This is a genomic window from Gammaproteobacteria bacterium, assembly GCA_011682695.1.
Lineage (GTDB): Bacteria > Actinomycetota > Acidimicrobiia > Spongiisociales > UBA4744 > BMS3Bbin01.
In genome coordinates this window covers 82,495-101,950 of record JAACED010000012.1, presented here as the reverse complement: position 1 = coordinate 101,950, position 19,456 = coordinate 82,495, and the positions used below count along the sequence as shown (strand labels likewise).

The 19,456-nt window shown below is 62.7% G+C and carries 19 protein-coding genes; 4 read left to right on the top strand and 15 right to left on the bottom strand.

The window, feature by feature from the left end; genetic code table 11:
• Positions 1-103: 103 nt before the first annotated feature.
• Positions 104-478 carry a thioredoxin gene (trxA, locus tag GWP04_03915; protein ID NIA24695.1) on the bottom strand — a complete coding sequence of 125 codons (375 nt, stop codon included), beginning with the start codon at positions 476-478 and terminating at the stop codon, positions 104-106.
• A gap of 820 nt (positions 479-1,298) precedes the next feature.
• Between trxA and GWP04_03910 the strand changes: the two genes are divergently transcribed.
• Together GWP04_03910 and GWP04_03905 are read left to right on the top strand one after the other, a co-directional pair.
• On the top strand, positions 1,299-3,089 hold the full coding sequence (locus GWP04_03910) for a hypothetical protein (GenBank protein NIA24694.1): 1,791 nt from the start codon (positions 1,299-1,301) through the stop codon (positions 3,087-3,089).
• Between the two features lie 264 nt (positions 3,090-3,353).
• Positions 3,354-4,727, top strand: a complete 1,374-nt coding sequence (locus GWP04_03905; protein ID NIA24693.1) for an MBL fold metallo-hydrolase — start codon at positions 3,354-3,356, stop codon at positions 4,725-4,727.
• A gap of 3 nt (positions 4,728-4,730) precedes the next feature.
• On the opposite strand, the gene GWP04_03900 is transcribed toward GWP04_03905, so the two are convergent.
• The 4 genes from GWP04_03900 to GWP04_03885 all read right to left on the bottom strand — a co-directional run bounded on the left by GWP04_03900 (position 4,731) and on the right by GWP04_03885 (position 8,700).
• The gene (locus GWP04_03900) at positions 4,731-6,239 is read right to left on the bottom strand and encodes an FAD-dependent oxidoreductase (GenBank protein NIA24692.1); all 1,509 of its coding nucleotides are present in this window, start codon (positions 6,237-6,239) and stop codon (positions 4,731-4,733) included.
• An 83-nt stretch (positions 6,240-6,322) separates the two neighbouring features.
• The gene (gene amrB, locus GWP04_03895; GenBank protein ID NIA24691.1) at positions 6,323-7,087 is read right to left on the bottom strand and encodes an AmmeMemoRadiSam system protein B; all 765 of its coding nucleotides are present in this window, start codon (positions 7,085-7,087) and stop codon (positions 6,323-6,325) included.
• A gap of 385 nt (positions 7,088-7,472) precedes the next feature.
• The gene (locus GWP04_03890) at positions 7,473-8,138 is read right to left on the bottom strand and encodes a ribonuclease HII (GenBank protein ID NIA24690.1); all 666 of its coding nucleotides are present in this window, start codon (positions 8,136-8,138) and stop codon (positions 7,473-7,475) included.
• 25 nt (positions 8,139-8,163) lie between these two features.
• A complete protein-coding gene (locus tag GWP04_03885) occupies positions 8,164-8,700 on the bottom strand; it encodes a hypothetical protein (GenBank protein ID NIA24689.1) in 537 nt (178 codons plus the stop codon).
• Positions 8,701-8,911: 211 nt separating this feature from the next.
• On the opposite strand from GWP04_03885, the gene GWP04_03880 reads away from it, so the two are divergent.
• Both GWP04_03880 and GWP04_03875 read left to right on the top strand, forming a co-directional pair.
• Positions 8,912-9,400 carry a GNAT family N-acetyltransferase gene (locus GWP04_03880; GenBank protein ID NIA24688.1) on the top strand — a complete coding sequence of 163 codons (489 nt, stop codon included), beginning with the start codon at positions 8,912-8,914 and terminating at the stop codon, positions 9,398-9,400.
• The gene (locus GWP04_03875; GenBank protein ID NIA24687.1) at positions 9,391-10,425 is read left to right on the top strand and encodes an adenosine deaminase; all 1,035 of its coding nucleotides are present in this window, start codon (positions 9,391-9,393) and stop codon (positions 10,423-10,425) included. The genes GWP04_03880 and GWP04_03875 overlap by 10 nt, the downstream gene beginning before the upstream one ends.
• Here GWP04_03875 and GWP04_03870 read toward each other — a convergent pair.
• From GWP04_03870 to GWP04_03825, 10 genes are all read right to left on the bottom strand, one after another.
• Positions 10,416-11,213, bottom strand: coding sequence for an alpha/beta fold hydrolase (locus tag GWP04_03870; protein NIA24686.1), 798 nt, complete (start codon positions 11,211-11,213; stop codon positions 10,416-10,418). The two genes, GWP04_03875 and GWP04_03870, sit on opposite strands and share 10 nt — an antisense overlap.
• A 3-nt stretch (positions 11,214-11,216) precedes the next feature.
• Positions 11,217-12,707, bottom strand: coding sequence for an aminotransferase class V-fold PLP-dependent enzyme (locus tag GWP04_03865; GenBank protein NIA24685.1), 1,491 nt, complete (start codon positions 12,705-12,707; stop codon positions 11,217-11,219).
• Positions 12,700-14,034: an aminomethyl-transferring glycine dehydrogenase subunit GcvPA gene (locus GWP04_03860; protein NIA24684.1), complete on the bottom strand. Its 1,335-nt coding sequence runs from the start codon at positions 14,032-14,034 to the stop codon at positions 12,700-12,702. The genes GWP04_03865 and GWP04_03860 overlap by 8 nt, the downstream gene beginning before the upstream one ends.
• Positions 14,035-14,037: 3 nt before the next feature.
• Complete coding sequence (gene gcvT, locus GWP04_03855; protein ID NIA24683.1) at positions 14,038-15,090, bottom strand: glycine cleavage system aminomethyltransferase GcvT; 1,053 nt, start codon at positions 15,088-15,090, stop codon at positions 14,038-14,040.
• A 74-nt stretch (positions 15,091-15,164) separates the two neighbouring features.
• Positions 15,165-15,563, bottom strand: coding sequence for a hypothetical protein (locus tag GWP04_03850; protein ID NIA24682.1), 399 nt, complete (start codon positions 15,561-15,563; stop codon positions 15,165-15,167).
• A 38-nt stretch (positions 15,564-15,601) separates the two neighbouring features.
• Positions 15,602-16,084, bottom strand: a complete 483-nt coding sequence (locus GWP04_03845) for a MerR family transcriptional regulator (protein NIA24681.1) — start codon at positions 16,082-16,084, stop codon at positions 15,602-15,604.
• A 167-nt stretch (positions 16,085-16,251) separates the two neighbouring features.
• Positions 16,252-17,247 carry a potassium channel protein gene (locus tag GWP04_03840; protein ID NIA24680.1) on the bottom strand — a complete coding sequence of 332 codons (996 nt, stop codon included), beginning with the start codon at positions 17,245-17,247 and terminating at the stop codon, positions 16,252-16,254.
• A complete protein-coding gene (locus GWP04_03835) occupies positions 17,244-17,750 on the bottom strand; it encodes a bifunctional nuclease family protein (protein ID NIA24679.1) in 507 nt (168 codons plus the stop codon). The genes GWP04_03840 and GWP04_03835 overlap by 4 nt, the downstream gene beginning before the upstream one ends.
• Positions 17,751-17,762: 12 nt before the next feature.
• Entirely contained in the window at positions 17,763-18,326 is a 564-nt protein-coding gene (locus GWP04_03830) for a hypoxanthine phosphoribosyltransferase (protein ID NIA24678.1), read from the bottom strand.
• Entirely contained in the window at positions 18,319-19,455 is a 1,137-nt protein-coding gene (locus GWP04_03825) for a D-alanyl-D-alanine carboxypeptidase (protein ID NIA24677.1), read from the bottom strand. The genes GWP04_03830 and GWP04_03825 overlap by 8 nt, the downstream gene beginning before the upstream one ends.
• Position 19,456: the final 1 nt, after the last annotated feature.

Here is a 19,456-nt window from a genome sequence, read left to right as displayed (position 1 = left end):
TCCAGTATCCGTGCCCCGCGAGGACACTAGCTGCACTTGGCGATTCGCCATAAGGCGGCACCGCCGGGGAGCCGGCGGTGCGCGTAGCGGGGTCGGTGTTGGATTAGGCGTCGGCTTGGGCGGACTCTTCCTCGATCTTGCGGTGGACATCCTCCATGTCGATGTCGCGAACCTGAGTGATCAGGTCCTCGAGCATCGGCTCCGGAAGCGCTCCCGCCTGCGAGAACAGGATCACCTTCTCACGAAAGACCATGAGAGTCGGGATCGAGCGAATGTTGAAGTAGCCGGCCAGTTCCTGCTGGGCCTCGGTGTCGACCTTGCCGAAGACGATGTCGGGGTACTGCTCCGACATCTTCTCGAACACGGGTCCAAACATCTTGCAGGGACCGCACCATTCGGCCCAGAAGTCGACGAGGACCATATCATTGTTCGTGACGGTGTCCTCGAAGTTGTCCTTGGTCAGTGTGACGGTTGCCATTATCTCTCCAAAAGTTCTGTGATCATGATACCCCGAGGGGGTATATTGTACCCTTCTGTGGAGCTAACGCCGCAAGCGCCACTTCCATTCCCACCATTGTGCAACGCCGAGCGCCGCATCGACAAACCAATCCGTCACGTGACGTTTGGGGGCCCGAATGGGACACTGCGGGCCGACGATGGCGATACGGGGCACCGAGCCGGCCGAGGCCTGCCTGGGGCGTGTGGTGACAGGTCGTTACGACACGTCGGAGGGATCATGGGCGCGATTGCGAACAACGCGGGGACGGACACGGGGCCGCGCGTCGATTGCAGCCGGCGAACGTCAAGACAGTGGGCAAGCCGTCGGCTCGGCGGTGCGAGAAGGTCTGGGTCGGACCAGGCCTGGCAACGGTGCGGGTCTGGACGGTGAAACCCGATGCATTGGCGGAACGCCCATAATCCACGTTATGTCGAGTTGCGACGTATTTGTCCAACGGGCCAGGAATGGGGCGTTGCAGGCACAGTGGCTCCGACTCGATCTCGCGCTCGCCCCCACTGCCGGTGTCCGGGCGGCCAGGTCGAACGCGGTGGCAGTGATGGGTGGAGGCTGCATGTGCTCCGCTTTCGTGGACGGGCATCGGGCATGTGGGTGCCGCCGTGACGAGGCGCGCCCCCCTACCGGTCGGCCCGGGGGCTCGAGGAGATCGACAAGGCCGGCCGGATGTTGCCTTGGGGGTCCGGTGGGATCTGGGGTACAAACTCCTGGGGCACCGTAGAATCCCCATCCACAAGGCGTCCCCTGGAAGGCTCTGCTGGTGTTCGAGGATCCAATAGTGCAGTTGGGAGGCATAGTCGTTCTCGCGTTTGCGGTCACTTGGCTGGGAGAACGTATCCAGGTACCGGCGATTCTTCCACTGCTGCTGACGGGATTCCTCATCGGCCCCGCATTTGGGCTGATCAATCCGGATGATCTGATGGGAGACCTCCTCACTCCGGTGGTCTCGATCGCAGTCGGTCTCATCCTCTTCGAGGGAGGCCTCAGCCTTCGTATGAGGGAAATGGCCGGTCAACAACAGGTGCTGTGGCTGCTGGTAACCGTCGGGGTGCTCGTCACCTGGGCGGTTGGAGCGGTGACCGCCCTCGCCTTCACCGATCTCAAGCCTGGTCTGGCCGTGCTGCTCGGGTCGATTCTCGTGGTTTCGGGACCAACGGTCGTGGGGCCTCTTCTCAACCACGTCCGGCCGCGGCGCTCGGTCAGTTCGATCCTCAAGTGGGAGAGCATCTTCATCGACCCGATCGGGGCGCTGGTGGCCGTGGTGGCATTCGAGGTGTTCCTTGTCGGCAGGGTCGCCGCAACGCCGGGCGAGGTCATCAGCCAGGTTGCCCAGTTCACGTTTGCGGGAGTCGCGGTCGGAGGGCTCGTTGCCCTCGGTGCGATTGCTGCCCTTCGGCGCCACTGGGTTCCCGAGCATCTGCTGTCGCTGTTCGGTGTGAGTGTCGCTCTTCTGGCCTTCATCGTCGCCGACATGTTCGCCGCCGAGTCCGGCCTGCTCGCCACGACCGTGCTCGGATTGGTCCTCGCGAACCACAAAACGATCCGCACCGAACAGATAGTCCAGTTCTCCGAAGTGCTGAGAGTGCTGCTGATAGGGGTCCTGTTCATCGTTCTGAGCGCCCGCCTCTCGGCTGAGCAGCTCCAAGTCGACCTACCTGCAGCGATCGCGCTGGTGCTGACTCTGGTGCTCGTTGCGCGACCTGTGGCAGTGGCGGTCGCGACATGGCGGTCGCGATTGTCGTGGCAGGAGCGAGTACTACTCGCCGGGGTAGCTCCTCGCGGTATCGTCGCTGCCTCCATCGCATCGGTGTTTGCGCTCGAGCTCCAACGCGAGGGCATTCCCGGCGGCGACGAGATCACGCCGCTCGTCTTTGCAGTGATCGTCGCGACCGTCACCATCTACGGGCTTGGCATGGGCCCGCTCGCCCGCCGACTCGGACTGGCGGATCGGCACCAGGAGGGTGCGCTGATCCTGGGCGCCGGCCCGGTGGAGCGAGCAATCGCGGACGCACTGGCCAACTCGGGTGTGGACGTCGTGCTCGCCACGACCAACCGCGCCGACCACGACGACGCCTGGATGGCCGGCCTGCGCACCTACTACGGCGATATCCTCGCCCGCGACGTCGATCTCGACCTCGATCTGTCCGGCATCGGGCGGCTTCTGGCGCTGACTCCGAACGACGATGTCAACACCCTTGCCACCGGCCGCTACGCCGGCACCTTTGGCGGTGCCGAGACATACCAGCTGGTGCCTCGGCGTCGGGGCGCCGGGATCGACTCACATCCTCGGGCCGACTTGGGTGGCCGCCTCCTCTTCGGACCGGACTGGAGCTACAACGCGCTGCTCCATCTTCTCGACAACGGCGGGGAGATTCACCGCACCAAGCTCGATACCGATCCTGAGGGTCTGGGCGCCGCCGGACTGGGCGAGCGGGCAGCTGCGGTGCTGTTCGTGGTCAAACCCAACGGGAAAGTGCTCATCAGCGAGAGTGGCAACACGCGGGCGTTGCGCGACGCTGCACCGGGCGACACCGTCATCTTGCTCGTGTCCGCCAACTCCGAAGTGGATGCCTGAAGGGTCGGATCGTGACATGGCGGAGGACCACCGGGGAGCGATTGTTGCCGTCTCCGGTTGCCTCGGCCGCAGCAAGGTGCCGCGACATGGACAAGACGGCCAAGAGGCCATCAGAGCTTTGCCACCACTCCCCCACCGGGTGGCCTCCGAGCAGGTTGGGGGCCATGCGTGCATTCGGGGTCCGCGGACACAGGTCTCGATGTCGACAGGGACTCGCGACCGACCATGGACAGGTTCTCGCGCCGTGACACTAGCCTCCGCACCATGAACATCGAGTTCCTCGGTGGCACGGGCACCGTCACCGGCTCCAAGTACCTCGTCACGGCGGGAAACAGGCAAGTTCTCGTCGACTGTGGCTTGTTCCAGGGCTACAAGAACCTGCGTGAGCGCAACTGGGCTCCCCTCCCCCTGGACCCGGCGTCGCTCGATGCAGTCATGCTCACGCACGCGCATCTCGATCACAGTGGCTATCTCCCCCTTCTCATCAAGCACGGTTTCTCAGGCCCCGTGTTTGCCACACCGGCCACCATCGATCTCGCCGCGATTCTCCTTCCCGACAGCGGACACATCCAAGAGGAAGACGCCGAGTACGCCAACAAGAAGAAGTTCTCGAAACACGAGCCCGCACTCCCCCTCTACACCGAAGCCGACGCTCTCGCTGCGCTCGACAGCTTCCGACCGCTCGACTTCGACACACGCCACCGCATCGACCAGAACCTGTCGTTCCGTTTCCTTCCAGACGGACACATCCTCGGAGCATCCATGGTTCAGATCGAGTCTGGTGAGACGACATTGACCTTCAGTGGTGATCTCGGCAGGCCGGACGACCCGGTCATGATCCCACCACGAACAGGATTGAGCACCGACTACCTGGTGTGTGAATCCACGTACGGTGACCGGATTCACGAGCACGAGGATGCAGCATCCCGTCTCGAGACGATCATCAACAGTACGGCCGAACGCAAGGGCGTCGTGCTCATTCCCTCGTTCGCGGTAGGACGGGCACAGGCCGTGCTCTACGCCATCTACACCCTCATGGAAGCGGGCCGGATCCCGAGTATGCCGGTGTATCTCAACAGTCCCATGGCCGTCAAGACCACCGATCTGTACCTCAAGTACCCGCAGGACCACCGGCTCACCGTTGGCCAGCTCCGGGAGTTGGAGCGTGACGTGCGCCTGGTGCGGTCTGTGGAGGAGTCGAAGGAGCTGAACCACCTGGAAGGTCCTGGGGTGATCGTCTCGGCCTCAGGCATGCTCACTGGCGGCCGGGTTCTCCATCATCTCAGATTCATCGCTCCCGACGAGCGAAACACGCTCGTGTTCGTCGGCTATCAAGCCGCGGGAACCCGTGGACGCCGGATTCTCAATGGCGAGGACAAGGTGAAGATTCACGGTGAATGGGTACCCGTCCGTTGCAATGTGGAACACATCGGGGGCCTGTCGGCCCATGCCGATGCAAACGAGATCATGCAGTGGCTCGGAACCTTCGAACGTCCGCCGAAGCGGACCTTCATCACCCATGGCGAGCCGGACGCTGCAGAGGCGTTGCGAGTTCGCATTCGATCGGAGCTTGGGTGGGAGGTTGGAGTGCCGCTTCTGGGCGAGCAGGACGAGTTGACCGACTCTCCAGACTCGTGAGCTTCACCGGAGCCGGGACGCCACGATCTCTGCTGCGGTTCTCCCTGAAGCGATCGCCGTGCTCATCCCTCCCCCACTGATCCAGGCTCCGGTCAGGAACACATTGGGGATCGGCGTCTTCGGGGAAATGCGTACCAGCAGGTTGTCAACCGTCTGCTCACGGCCGTAGATGGAGCCTCGGGTCGCCAGACCGTAGCGATGGTTGGTCAGCGGCGTCGCTATCTCCATTACCTCGATGGAGTCCTGCAGGCCGGGGATGAGGCGTTCGGCTCGCGCGAGCAGGATGTCGGCTGCTGCGCGCTTCAATGCTCGGTACCGAGGGTTCCGTCGGTATCCAACCAGATCTCCACCGGTACCCCAGGTGTCCGCATATTCCCACGGTGCCAACGTGAGCATCGCCACGACACTCTTGCCTGCCGGCGCACAGCCGGGATCGGTGTGCGTGTAGTCCGCAATCACCATGGATGCCTTTGAGAAATCCCCGGACATCGCGGCGGCGTAGTCCGCGTCGGTGTCGAACGTCTCCGAGAGGAAGGCCTCGTGGGCGTTCCACCCCTCGGCACGGATGTCGCGGTCGAGCCCCAGGTACAGGACGAGTGTGGACAACGATGGCACATCGGCGCGTCGGTCCTGGACGTAGTCGTCCGGAAGCACATCCGTGCCCAGGAAACGCATCGTATCGACGGGACTGGCGTTCGAGATGACGACATCCGCGTCCACCGTGAGCCCGCGCTCTGTGGTCACGGCAACGGCGGTACCGTCTCGCACGACGATTCCGTTCACCGTCTGGCGGTAGAGGATCTCCCCCGCGTGTCTGGTGATCACATCTTCGAAGGCGCGACTGAGCGCCTGACTGCCGCCGACCGGGTAATACCCTCCGCCGACGTGATAGCTGTTCCACGCGAGGGCAAACAGTCCGGCACTCACCCGGCTCGGCGGCAGACCGAGATACCCCCACAGGGTAGAGAAGATGGTCGTGAGCCGTGCGTCACGGATATGGCCTTCGAGGAGCTCAGACCACGTTTGGGAGAAGGCACGTGCCATGGCCGGATAGCGTTCGAGCATCTCGAAGGGAGCCGGCCGCTCCCCATGCTGACGGTCGAGCGTGTAGCGGGCGACGTCGTGGGAGACCCGTCTGAGTGCCTCGACCAGACTATCGATTCCCTCACGCTCGCCGGGGAACAGAGACCTGAGCTGCGCCTGGTACTCGGCCAGATCGGCCGGTACCGTGATGTGGATGTCTGGATAGTGTGCCTGGTAGAGAGGGTCGAGTCTCGTCATCGGAAGATCGATTCCGAGTTCCTCCAGGATGGGATACAGCCAACCTCCCGGACCGGCGCCGTCCAGGGCGTGCAGGGCAACCTCGAAGCGGAAGTCATCCCGCTTGAATTCGTGGGCGTAGCCTCCAGGGACGGAATGGTGCTCGAGCACGGTCACACCGAGGCCTGCTCGTGCCAGGTGGGCAGCGGCGCTCAGCCCTCCGAGGCCCGCTCCGATGACGACTACGTTCACGCACAGCAGCCTAATGGGGGTCGACGAGTCTGTTGTTGCCCTCCCTGTACGAACGTCACGCAGCGTCCTTCCCGCTGAGGTCGTCAACCGATCGCGAACGCTCCGTAGCCAACGACCTGATCCTTGTCGCCGGCGGTGTCTCCCGAGTTGCGAAGATCGAGAAGGCGTACGGAGAGTTGGTGCCGTTCGGCGAACTGCAAGACACCTTGAATCCCGCGAAGCCCACAGGCGGAATGTCGCGCGAGGGCATTCCCTTGCCCCTTTACGATCCGGGATGCCGTTATCGAATCCACGCGTCGGGCGTCTTCATAACCGAGATAGTGGGACAGATCGGAACTGACGACAATCAACGTTTCCGGTCCTCCCTGGAGTGCTTCGAGTGTGTCGGCGACCAGTGCCGGCTCAGCGTCTCCAACGACCAGTGGAATCAGGTCGAACTCGTCGAGGACGACCTGGAGGAAGGGCAGCTGGACCTCGATGGAGTGCTCCCTGGCGTGTGCGGAAGGGATGACGGGAAGCTGCACCGGGAGAGGATCGACCAGCGGGATGTCCCCAAGTGGAGTTCGGAAACTGTCCACACCGGGGAGGGCCAGGCCTTCGAGCCAGACGAAGTGGGACGGTCCAATCACGACGACTCTGTGAACGATGTCCCGGTTGAGGGTCGCGTATGCCATGGCGGCAACAGGACCCGAGTAGATGTACCCGGCATGAGGAGTAATGATCGCTTTCGGGTGGCGGGTGATGTCGACCTTCGCCGAGGCAAGGAACCCTTCGATCATGCCGCGAAGCTGGACGGGGTCCTGCGGATAGAAGGTACCGGCGACGGCAGGTAGACGCACCCTCATGATTCGAGCTTACCGCACCGGATCAACTCCTGATCACGGCGTGGTGCACCTTCCCGGCGAACGCGCTCGGATGCGTGGTCGGTGGCGGCCTGTTCCCGTGGCCAGTGCGGTTTCCGAGGGTGCCTCGTCGAGTCGGGAAGGCGTGGATTGTTGCGCTCTGCGGCTGCGATTGGGCCATGAGAGCCGTTGAGACCGTTTGTAGCCGGCGCGCGTGTCTGAGACACACGCAGGGTTCGTTTCCGGTCCAGTGAGCGTCTTGATGCGCTCCCCCGTCCTCGACTCGTGGGGCGATTCTGCAGAGTTGCTCTGAAGCAGCGCGGGCGTTCACTCCCGCCGTAAACAGCCGTCCGCAGCCATGGAGACCGCAGATCAGGTCTTCGGCTTCGACCTATCGGATCGCCGGACGCCGTTGCCACATCAGTTTGTCCATGAATCCCCATGACGTGCGGTGGAGGGTCGAAGGGCCCCACACCTGTAGCGCCGCTCGATGAGCTGGGCTCGGGTAGCCCTTGTTTCGCTCTAGCCGATACCACGGGAGGTCGCTGGAGAGGGAGCGCATGAGCCTGTCGCGGGTTACCTTGGCGAGAATCGACGCGGCCGCGATCGAAAGCGAGGTTCGGTCTCCGTGAACGATCGTGTGGCTGTTTCCCCGGGCTACAAAGTCCCACGGCCCGTCGACGAGCACCCTGTCAGGCTGTCGATGCAGAGCACCGATCGCTCTCGAAGCCGCCAGGCGTTGCGCCTGGGACATGCCGAGACGATCGCACTCGGCTGCAGTCGCGTGCCCGACCGCCCAGTCGTCGCACCACTCCGCCACCCGGTCGAACAGGGCCTCACGTTCGTGCTCGTTGAGGAGTTTGGAATCACGAACCCTGTAGATTCGTCGCCGTTTCGGGAGGACGGCAACTGCGATCGTGAGCGGACCCGCCCATGCTCCACGACCGACCTCGTCGATCCCCGCGACGACACTTTCTCCCGAATTCCAATACTCCTGTTCCACCAGGAGGTTCGGAGAGACACCTCTGATGGATGGACGAAGCCGTGTCGTTGCCACCGGGCGAGCCTACCCGACAAACTGCTCAGTTCATGCTCGGATCGGTGGGAAAGTCCGCGAACAATGCGAGGTCTCCGTGCTGTCGTCTCAACACCTTCGACCAGAGCAAGGTGGCGTCGGATGAGAAGACATCCTGATCATCCAAGTCGACCACGAACCAGCCGGCCTCGGCAATCTCTCTCTCGAGCTGACCGGGGCCCCATCCCGAATAGCCCGCGAAGACCCGCACCTCCTCGAGACCTTCGATCTGCGTCGAGCTGCGGCTGAGGTCGACCAATCCCAGGCCGCAGCAGATCGGTGTCCACAGATCTGATTGCACCACCCCTCTTCCGAGACCGATGGCCGCATCGGTATCGACGGGTCCACCGAACCCCACGAGGGGGTCGGACGCCAAGTGGGTCCACTCCGGCAGGTGATCGGCTACGGCGACGTCAGACGGTCGATTGAGGACCAGGCCGACGGCCCCCTCATCTCCGTACTGGCACAGCAACACGACCGTGCGAGCGAAGTTGGGGTCGACAATCGTTGGAGTGGCGACGAGAAGCTTCCCTGCCTTCAGCATGGCCTCATGTTTGCACGATCCGACTTGTGTCGCATGAGAGCAGGCAACACCGGGAAGTTCACGGGTACGACTGTGTTGGCAGACAGTGTTCGTGGTTTCGATGGCCGGTCGGGGGCGTCGCCCGTGAGGACACGGGAAGAGAACACCGGGAGCGGAATTCCGGCGGAGAGATGGCGCAAACGTTGCCTGTGGAGCTAGTAGTTTGGAGGTCGTGAGGATCTGGAGGGCAGACGAGCAGGACCTGGCGTCCGTGGCGCAGATCGCGAATGTGTCGTGGCGTATGACATACCGAGATCTTCTGGATGCAGACACGATCGAACGATGGCTCGCGGCCGCGTATTCGCCTTCGGCGTTGGAGCAACGGTGGGAGGACCATCCGATCTTCCTGATCGAGATCGATGGCCGCCCCGCGGCGTTCACCGACGTCTATGTCGAAGGAAGCACAATCGTCGTGGCGGCGATGTGCACGCACCCGGAGTATCGCCGGCACGGTGCGGCAACGGCGCTCCTCGAGAAGATTCGATCCCTGGCACCTTCCTTTCCGGTCACCGTGGATCTGATCCTCGGAAACCAATCGGGAGAAGGCTTTGTCGAGCATCTCGGGTTCAGCCCGGGTGAGACAATGGAGGTTCATCTCTACGGAGAGCCGTTCCTGGAGAGGCGTTGGTGGATGGAGTCTGCTCTGATGAGATCCTCGTGAACACGCTGCCGAAGGTCTTGCTGCATGACCATCTCGACGGTGGCCTCCGGATCGAGACGATCCTCGATCTTGCAGAGGCGCAAGGCTACGGGTTCCTCCCGGAGACCGATGAGCGGGATCTGGCGGCATGGTTCTACCAGGGTGAATCTGGTTCTCTGGCCAGATATCTCGAGTCGTTCCGGCACACGATCGGTGTCATGCAGACTGCAGAAGCTCTGCAGCGCGTGGCCTATGAGGCAGTCCTGGATACTGCATCGGACGGAGTGGTGTATGGAGAGTTCCGGTTTGCCCCGACCAACCACACAGAGCTAGGCCTCAGTCCGGAGGAGGTGGTCGAAGCCGCGCTTGCCGGCCTCAACCAGGGATCCGCGGAGACCGGAATGTTCGTGGGCCTGATCCTGGATGCGATGCGTGAGCGCGACGACTCTCCTCTCGTGGCGCGGCTTGCATCGGCGTACTCACATCTCGGCGTGGTCGGCTTCGATCTCGCGGGTTCCGAACTCGACGTTCCAGCCGACCGTCATTTGGTCGCCACCAGGATCGTACGGGGCGCCAACATGGGCCTGACCATCCATGCAGGAGAGGTGGACGGTCCCCACAGCATCTGGACGGCCCTCCAACGCTGCGGGGCACATCGCGTTGGCCACGGTGTGCACATCATCGATGACTGCACGCTCGACGGCACCGACATCGTCGAGCTTGGAGATCTTGCCGCGTATGTCCGCGACTTTCGGGTTCCTCTCGAAGTGTGTCCTTCCTCCAACCTGCACACAGGCGGCTGGTCTGCACGTACCCATCCGGTGGGAGCGCTTCACAGAGCGGGCTTCACGATCACACTCAATACCGACAATCGGCTGATGAGCAGGACCTCGCTGTCCAGCGAGTTCCGCTTTGTCGTGGAGCATCATGGATTCGAACGTTCCGACCTGTTGAAGGTGACCGAAAACGCGATGATGGCGGCGTTCGCTCCGCTTCCCCTCAAGCACAGGATTCTGGAGGAGCGAATCCGGAGTGCCTACGCCTGAACCTGTTCCTCAACCCAGGTGGCGATGTCGTTCAGGACCTTGGCCTGCTCGGGCTCGTTGTGGCACTCATGGCGAAGCCCTTCGTACAGGATACGCTTCGCGTGGGGCTCCAAGAGTGCACTCGCCGACGGAGGGACGAGTGAGTCTTCGGATCCGTGAATCGTCAGCGTCGGGAGCGAGATCTTCGCCAGTTGACCGATTGTCGCAACTTGGGCCTGCAGTGCCTCCGCTGCGAGTCGAAGCGTGGCCTTTGTCAGGACCAGCGGATCGGCGAAGTAGGCCTCTCCGACTGCCGGGTCTCGCGACAGTTGATCCGCGGTGATCCCCGTCGCCACGGCGAGCGTGGGCAGTAACGGACCGAGGATCTTCGGGAGCACATGCAGTATCGGTTTCAGGTTGTCTTCGAGGCCGGGTGCGCTCGCTATGAGAGCGTCCGGCTGCGGACGATCCGACGTGACATACGACGCGGCAATCAGTCCTCCGAGCGAGTGTCCGTAGAGCACGACGGGAGCTCCGATGGATTGCGTCTCCAACAGCCTGTCTTCGAGATCGTCCAGGTAGTCGCTCCAGCGTCCGACGTAGCCTCGTCGCCCACCGGACAGACCATGTCCTCGCAGGTCGAAGGCGGTTACGTCGATACCCCTTCCGTTGAAAAACCGGGCAACGTGGTCGTACCGTCCGCTGTGTTCGCCAAGTCCGTGAACGATGAGCATCGCCGCCTTCGGGCTTGGTACCGCCCATCGCCGTATGGCGATCATCGTTCCGTCTCTCGCCGTTCTCTCTTCCATGACCTACTCCTCCATGAACCAGCTGACATTCAGATGACGGGCGGCAAGGGCGTCGTCGGGCCGATGGACAGGCGTCAGAATGGGAGCGTCCTTGACGGCTGTGGGATCCGTGTACGCCTTCTCGCCGATCGCGTTCATCGCGGCAGCCAATGCCTCCAAAGTCTCCCTCGACTGCGTCTCGGTCGGCTCGAACATGAGCGCCTCGTGAACGATCAGCGGGAAGTACATCGTTGGAGCATGGAATCCCTCATCGAGGAGGGCCTTGACGATGTCCATGGTGTGTACGCCCGTTTCGGTTTTGATCCGATGGGCGGAGGCAACGAACTCGTGCATACACGGCGCCGGGTACGGAATCTCGAAACGGTCGCTCAGGAGGTAGGCGAGATACCGGGCGTTCAGCACGGACCGCTCTGCGACTCGCCGGAGGCCTGCTCCTCCCAGCGCACGCATGTAGGCGACGGCGCGCAGCACCACGCCGAAATTCCCGTGCCGACCATGCACCCTGCCGATCGAGCGCGCAGGCATTCCCCATCGGAGGAGGCCTTCGTCGTCGCGTACCGGCAGCGGTCCTGGCAGGAAAGGAGCAAGTTCCCTCGAAACCGCCACGGGGCCGGATCCCGGTCCACCACCCCCATGGGGAGTCCCGAAGGTCTTGTGCAGATTGGAGTGGACGATGTCGAACCCCATGTCACCCGGTCTGGACACTCCGAGGATCGCATTCAGGTTGGCTCCGTCGTAGTAGAGGAGGCCTCCCACCTCATGCACGGCATCGGCGATATCCAGGATCTCCACTTCAAACAGCCCGAGCGTGTTCGGGTTGGTCAGCATCAAGCCGGCAACCTCGTCGTTCAGGACTGCACGGAGTGTGTCGAGGTCGACCATTCCGTGCTCATTCGATGGCACTTCTTTGACCTCGTAGCCGCTCAGCGCGGCCGACGCCGGGTTCGTACCGTGTGCGGAGTCAGGGACCAGCATGACACTGCGCGGATTCCCGTTGGCAGCGTGGTACGCACGAGTGATCATCATGCCCGTGAGTTCTCCTGCGGCTCCGGCGGCAGGCTGGAAGGTCGCACGAAACATGCCGGTGAGCTCGCAGAGGATACGCTCGGCTTCCACCAGCACCTCCATCGTCCCTTGCGCTGCGTAGGGCGGAGTGTCCGGATGCAGAGTCCCAAACTCTGGGAGATCGGCAACCCAATCGGCGATCTTCGGGTTGTACTTCATGGTGCAGGAGCCGAGGGGGTATGCACCGAGGTCGACGGCGAAGTTGCGGTGTGCCAGGCGGGTGACATGCATCACCAGGTCGTGCTCGGACACCTCCGGGAGATCGACGAGACCATCGCGTCCCTCCACGAGATCCAGCGGCGACTTCGGTACGTCGAGGGGCGGGAGAGACCACGCCTTCCTTCCGGGACTGGAGAATTCTGCGAGTGTCGGCTCGGTGGCGCCGCCCAGGAGCGGCGAGGATGATGCGCGTCCTGCGGGTTCAGCCATTCGCGAGCACCTCCTTCATGGCGTCCGCGTATCCGTCGAGTTCTTCTCTGCTCCTGCGTTCGGTGACGGCGATGAGTAACCCACCGGGAAGATCCGGATAGTCCTTCGAAAGGGCGATTCCCGCCAGGTAGCCGCGATCGATCATCGCCTCGATCACGATCTCAGGTTCCATGGGGAGAAGGACGGCGAACTCGCGTACGAACGGTGCCTCGTTGGCGCGCTGGACACCGGGGATCTGCTCGAGACGTTCTGCCAGATAGTGCGCTTTCTGTGCCGATTGCTCTCCGACCTCGGCCAAGCCATTTGGGCCGAGCCATCCGAGCTGCACGGCGGCCGCGACCGCGTTGAGCGCCTCGTTCGAACAGATGTTGGAGGACGCCTTGGCTCTTCGAATATCCTGTTCCCTGGCACGCAATGTCATCACATAGGCGGTTGCACCGTCACGATCGACGGTCCGTCCGATGATCCGACCCGGCATGCGCCGCATGTGCTTGGTCGTGATGGAGAAGAGTCCGAGGCCGGGTCCTCCGAAGGACAGTGAGCTGCCGAGCGCCTGACCTTCGCCGACGGCGATGTCGACCCCAGCGGATCCGGGGCTTCGGAGTACGCCGAGCGTCATGGGGTCATAGGAGACGACCGCAAGGGCGCCATGCTGTCGTGCCGTGGCCACGGCGTCGTCGTAGTCCTCAACCACGCCAAGGTAGTTGGGCTGGGCCCACAGCACGGCGGCGGGTTCCGGTCCGGCATCTGTTGCCCAGACGGTTCTCCCACCGACAAGCGGATGTTCGACCATCTCGATGTCTCTCGCCGTCGCCAGGGTGCGGATCGTTTCGCGAATCCGCGGACTCACCCCCAACGAAACCCAGACGGCAGAGCGCCGGGTCGCCAAGATCGCCGCATTCACGGCCTCCGCGGCGGCGGTCGCACCGTCGTACATGGAGGCATTCGTGATGTCCATCTCCGTGATACCGCACACCATCGACTGGTATTCGTACAGGATCTGGAGCATGCCTTGGGACACTTCCGCCTGGTATGGCGTGTAGGCGGTGACAAACTCCGGACGAGACGTGAGTGCCTTCACCGTAGGTGACACGTAGTGGTCGTAGTAGCCGCCACCGGCGAAACAGACGAGGTCGGAGCGATTCGACCGGGCCCAGGCGGCGAACATGTGCTGCAATTCCGCCTCGGAGACGCCTTCCCCGACCCTTGGAGAACGATCGACGAGCACGCTGATCGGCAGATGAGCGAAGAGATCGTCGACGTCCCGAAGTCCGAGGCACTCGAGCATCATCGCTATGTCCTGTTCCGTGTGTGGAGTGAAATCCATGGGTTATCGCCTCCCGATGAACGGCAACTTTGCCCGGTGGGCGGAGACCCACTTCCCGCGGATCTGGACTTCGATAGTCGCATCTGGCTCCGCGGGCGGGCTCAAGTATCCGAGCCCTATCCCCCGCCCGAGCACCGGGCTGAAGTTGCCACTGGTGACCGTTCCGGACGAAGCTCCCGCACGCATCGGATATCCGTGTCGGGCGATCTGCCGACCGTCCATCACAAACGCAACCTGGCGTTTGGGCAGGCCCTGCTCCATCTGGCGTTGGAGGGCGGCCTTGCCTACGAATTCGTGGTCCCACTTGACGACCCAGCGCAGTCCTGCCTCCAGGGGTGTGGTCGATTCGTCGAGGTCCTGTCCCCACAGGGGATAGCCCATCTCCAGCCTCAAGGTGTCGCGCGCTCCGAGCCCGCATGGTGCGGCACCGGCATTCAGCAATGCGTGAAACATGGCGACACCTGCGCCTCGGGTGATCGCGATCTCACCACCGCGCTCCCCCGTGTAGCCGGTGCCGGCGATCTGTACCGGCGTGCCCCGGAATTCACCTGTGGTGACCCGGAAGTGATCGGGGACGAGGCCGAAGATCTCCTTGAAGACGCGGGGTGAGTCGGGCCCTTGAAGAGCGACGAGAACGGTGTCCTCGCGTATCGACTCGATGGTCACGCTCGAGGGCGCCGCTGCACGAAACCTCGCCCGGATCCCGTCATCATTCGCGCCGTTGGGGATGACCCAATACCGCTCGTCGGACCAGCGCCACACGATGATGTCGTCGAGTACACCGCCCGCTTCATTGAGAGACATCGTGTACTGCGCCGCACCGGGATCGACGTTGATGATGTCGTTACAGAGAAGGCTGCGGAGCAGGTTCGTGCTGCCGTTTCCCTCGACGAGGAACCTGCCGAGGTGGGAGACGTCGAACACGCCGGCCGCTTTTCGAACGACCTGGTGCTCGCTCAGCACACTGTCGTACTGAATGGGCATCTCCCAGCTTGCGAAATCGACGAATCTGGCGCCGAGGCGGACGTGTTCGGCATGCAGCGGGGAACGTGGCATCAGCGCGGCTCCTTCCGGCTCGTCATTGTGCTGCTCAGCTTAGACATCGCCGCTGGGGCCTCATGCTCGCTGAATCAACCGGCGGAAGCGTCCTCGACGACGTTCACGTCCGGTGGGCCCGGGATTCGTGTCGGTGTTGCGAGTCCTTCGAGCTGGTCGGGTTCGTCCAGGCCGTACTTCACGAGGAGGTGCAGGTAGTCCCGCTGGTAGAAGATCTTGCAGGTCACGTCCGGGTACAAATCCCTCAGCCGTCGGACTTTCCGGTTCTTTCGGGTCACGAGGCGCTGGTTCATAGTGGTGATCTCGATGAACACGTCTTCTGCCGGCAGGTAGAAGTCGGGGGCAAAGAAGCCCGTTGCCGTGCCGTTCTCGTCCCACGAGATAGGAAAGGCGCGCGGTTCATACTCCCAGTCGATCCCGTAGAAGTCGAGCAGTCGTGCGAACTGGCGTTCGCTGTTGTGGGCAAACGTCACCTGATCGGCGCGCCCATTCTCGAACGTAGCGTCTTCGTTCAGACGCCTACCTCCTTGGCCTGAGCGGCTTCCTCTTCCTCGGCCCACAGAGCATGGATCTCACCTTCCAGCTCTTTCTGAACGGGGCCGACGGCGATGCCGAACACACCCTGGCCGCGCCGGAACACGTCGACGACTTCCTGTGAGCTGTGCGCCGCGTAGATGGTCTGTCCATCCGAGAGCAATGTGACGTCCACCAGCGGACGAGCAGACTGCAGCTGGACACGGAGAATCCCGATCGCCTGGCGGATCTTCTTGAGGCTCATGCCTGCGTCGAGGAGGCGCTTGACCACCTTGAGCTGTACGACGTCGCCGAATGCGTAGAGGCGTTGTGATCCGGAGCCTCGAGCGGTTTTCAGCGACGGCTGCAGCAGGCCGGTGCGCGCCCAATAGTCGAGTTGCCGGTACGTGATACCGACGAGGCGGCATACTTGCGGTGCTCTGAATCCCTGTTCGCCCACGGTCTCGCTCCTTGGTAGCAGGTTACACGCTCGTAATTCGGATACTCAAGTTACCGGCGAGACAGGCGACTTGTCAACAACCTCTGTGGATAACTCGACTGGACCTTGCCCCATCGTGCTCCGCATTGGGTTGTCGTTTTCATATCGCGGTAGTGCAGCGATGCGAGCCTTACGGAGTGGAAGGTGCCCTACCTTCCACACGCATCTACGAGACGTTCGAGCTGACCGGGAACGCCGACACCGATGAGGACGTCTCCGGCTGCGAGGACGAGATCGGGGTCGGGATTGAAATGGAGTTCGCCGGTTACGGCACGCTCCACCGCCAGAACCATCGCGCCGGACCGTTCGCGAATAGCGGCATCCTTGAGGCTCTTGCCGACAACTCTTGATCCCTCGTGAATCGGGACGCGTTGGACGCGATACTCAACGGGCCCTTTGCGCGCGACGAGATCGATGAAGTCCGCCAGTTCGGGCTGGATCACGAGGGAAGCCAACCTCCGGGCCCCGACGCTCTGGGGGGAGACCGCCCGGTCGGCTCCGGCAAGGAGCAACTTGTGCTCGGCTTCCATGTCCGAGGCCCGGGCAACCACCATCAGACCGGATTGGAGAGCTTTGGACGATAGGACGATGACCAGGTTGTCGGAATCGGAATTCACGGCGGCGACGAGGGCCTTGGCCTTCTGGATGCCGGCGAGTTCCAGAGTCTCGTCGTAGGTGGCGTTACCCTCAACGACCAGGGCGCCCGCCTCTCGGGCACGATCGGCCACCGATCGGTCCCGCTCGATGACCACGCATGGGAGCTTGCGCTCCTGGAGGATCTCCCATACTCCCCTGCCGACCCGCCCCCAGCCGCAAATGATCGTGTGATCCGTCAGACGCCTGGTTTTGTACTCCATCTGTGCTCGCCTCCGTTCCGAGATGTTCTCGACTGCCATTTCCAGGGCGGCAGCCGCGGTGAAGAACAACGTCCCGACGCCCACGATGATCAATGCCATGGTGAGGACACGTCCTGTCACCGAGAGCGGTACCACTTCCCTGAATCCCACGGTTGAGATCGTGATCACGACCATGTAGAGGGCTTCGAGGAAACCTGCATGTTCCAGGATGATGAATCCGAGGGTTCCCAGCACGACCACCGCAATGAGGATCGCTGCCCCGATGCGGATCCTGGCGGTACTCGTCATTCCCCGGGAGGCCCTTCGTGCGGGACAAAATCCTCAGGGGTCACTTCGTCGAGAAACTCCCGGAATTTCTCGATCTCGGACTCCTCGTCCTCGTCGCGAATCTCGATCCCGGCATCGTCGATGACTTCTGCAGAAGCGAAGATCGGCGCGCTGGTTCTCGCCGCCAGAGCGATGGCGTCGGAAGGCCGAGCCGAGATGTGCACCTCTTCGCCGTCTCGATCGAAGACGAGGTCGGCGTAGAACACGGCATCACGCAATTCGGTGATCACGATCCTTACGACCGTTCCACCAAGAGCCTCCGCGACCAACTTCAAGAGGTCGTGTGTCAGTGGACGCTGAGGGACCAGGCCCTCTACGGCGTAAGCAATGGCTGTCGCTTCGACGGCCCCGATCCATATCGGCAAGAATCGGGTGCCGGCGGTCTCGCGCAGAAGCACGACCGGCTGGTTGGTCGGCAGTTGGAGACGTACTCCGATCAGTTCCACTGGGATAGCGTCATTCACAGCCCAAGCCTATCACCGGCCAAACGCGTATTTCGCGAGCAGGCCCGGCTCTTCCTGAAACCTCGCGAGGTCCAGTACGGCCCAGATCGAGCGGAGATTGCGATAGTGTCCCTCCCAGTCGAGGCCGTAGCCGAGCAGGAACTCGTCTCCCACCTCGAACCCTCGATACTCGACGGGGACATCGACGATCCGGCGGGGTGCCTTGTCCAACAACGCAACGGTGCGCAAGCTCGCCACGTCTCTCGTGGAGAGCAACCGTCGTAGAAATGTGAGGGAAAGCCCGGTGTCCACGATGTCTTCGACGATGAGCACGTCGCGGTGTTCGAGCGAAATCTCCGTGTCCATTGCAACGCGAGCTCGGCCTCCTTCGCCAAAGCGGTTCAGCAAGAGAAAGTCGATCTCACAGTCCCCGGTGATCACGCGTGACAAGTCGCTGAGAAAAGGAAGCGACCCTGCGAGAACGCCGACCAGGACAGGTACGGTGTGTGCGTAATCGGCACTGATGAGTTCACCGAGCACTCCGATGCGTTCCCCGAGCTCCTGCTCATTGATGACCTCGACGACCGTCTCAGCCATCGCCCCACAACCACGACCAGTAGCGTCCTGCCCATGCAAGTGCATCCTTCAGCGTTGGGAGACGCTGAAGGTCGGCGCCGACGAGCGCTGTCTTCCCGGCGGTTTCGTCGTCAATGGTGGCGGTGACCACGGGGATCGCTCCTTCGAAGCCCGTTCGGAGGGTGATTGCCTCCTCCTTGGCGGCGAAGGCCTTGACGGTGGAGTCGGCGGTCATATCCTGCAACTCGGTGGAGGATCGCCGCTGGGCATACGTGACTCCCTCCATGATCACCTCGATCACCCCGAATTCGGCGAGCCCGTAATCGAGGAGCGCCGTTGCGTCTCCGAAGCTGTCCGTAGATCCCATGACGACCGCGTAGAGCCGCCGACCCGAGTTCTCCGCACCCGCGACGAGGACGTGTCCTGCATTGCCCGTGTAGCCGGTCTTGACGCCGATGGCGCCTGGGTAGATGTCCAGGAGTTGATTGGTGTTGTGAACGATTCGCTGCGTTCCGTCGGGTGCATCCGGAAGTCGCGCCGTCTGTGTATGGACCAAGGTTGCGAAGAGAGGATTCTTCATGGCAGCTCTCGTCATCGTCAGGAGGTCACGAGCACTGGTGAAATGCCCGGGCACATCGAGCCCGTGCGGATTTACGAACTGAGTGTTCTCGAGTCCCAGATCATGAGCCTTGTCGTTCATCAGAACAACGAAGTCTTCGACGCTGCCGCCGACACCCTCGGCTACTGCTATGGCGGCATCGTTCGCCGATCGAACCAGCAGCGCGGTGAGGAGGTCTCTGAGCGTCCACACCTCCCCTTCGACGAGATCGGCCTCTGCCTCTCCGACCCCGGCGGCGCGAGCACTGATCCGGATCGGGTCATCGAGGTTGCCCTGATCGAGAGCCACGAGCGCGGTCATGATTTTTGTCGTCGATGCCATCGCACGCCGCTCGTCTGCGTTGTGTTCTGCAAGGACACGATCGAACGTGTCGTCATAGAGGATCCACGCCTCGGCGGTCACGTCTGGAGGAGCCCCCGCAAAGGCGCCATAGATCGGCAGAGGTGGCACATCTTGGACGGCTGCGACCGCCGGTGGGACGGAGGCGACGACGAGGGCGATGGACAGGAGAACGAGTGTGATGAGACGCATC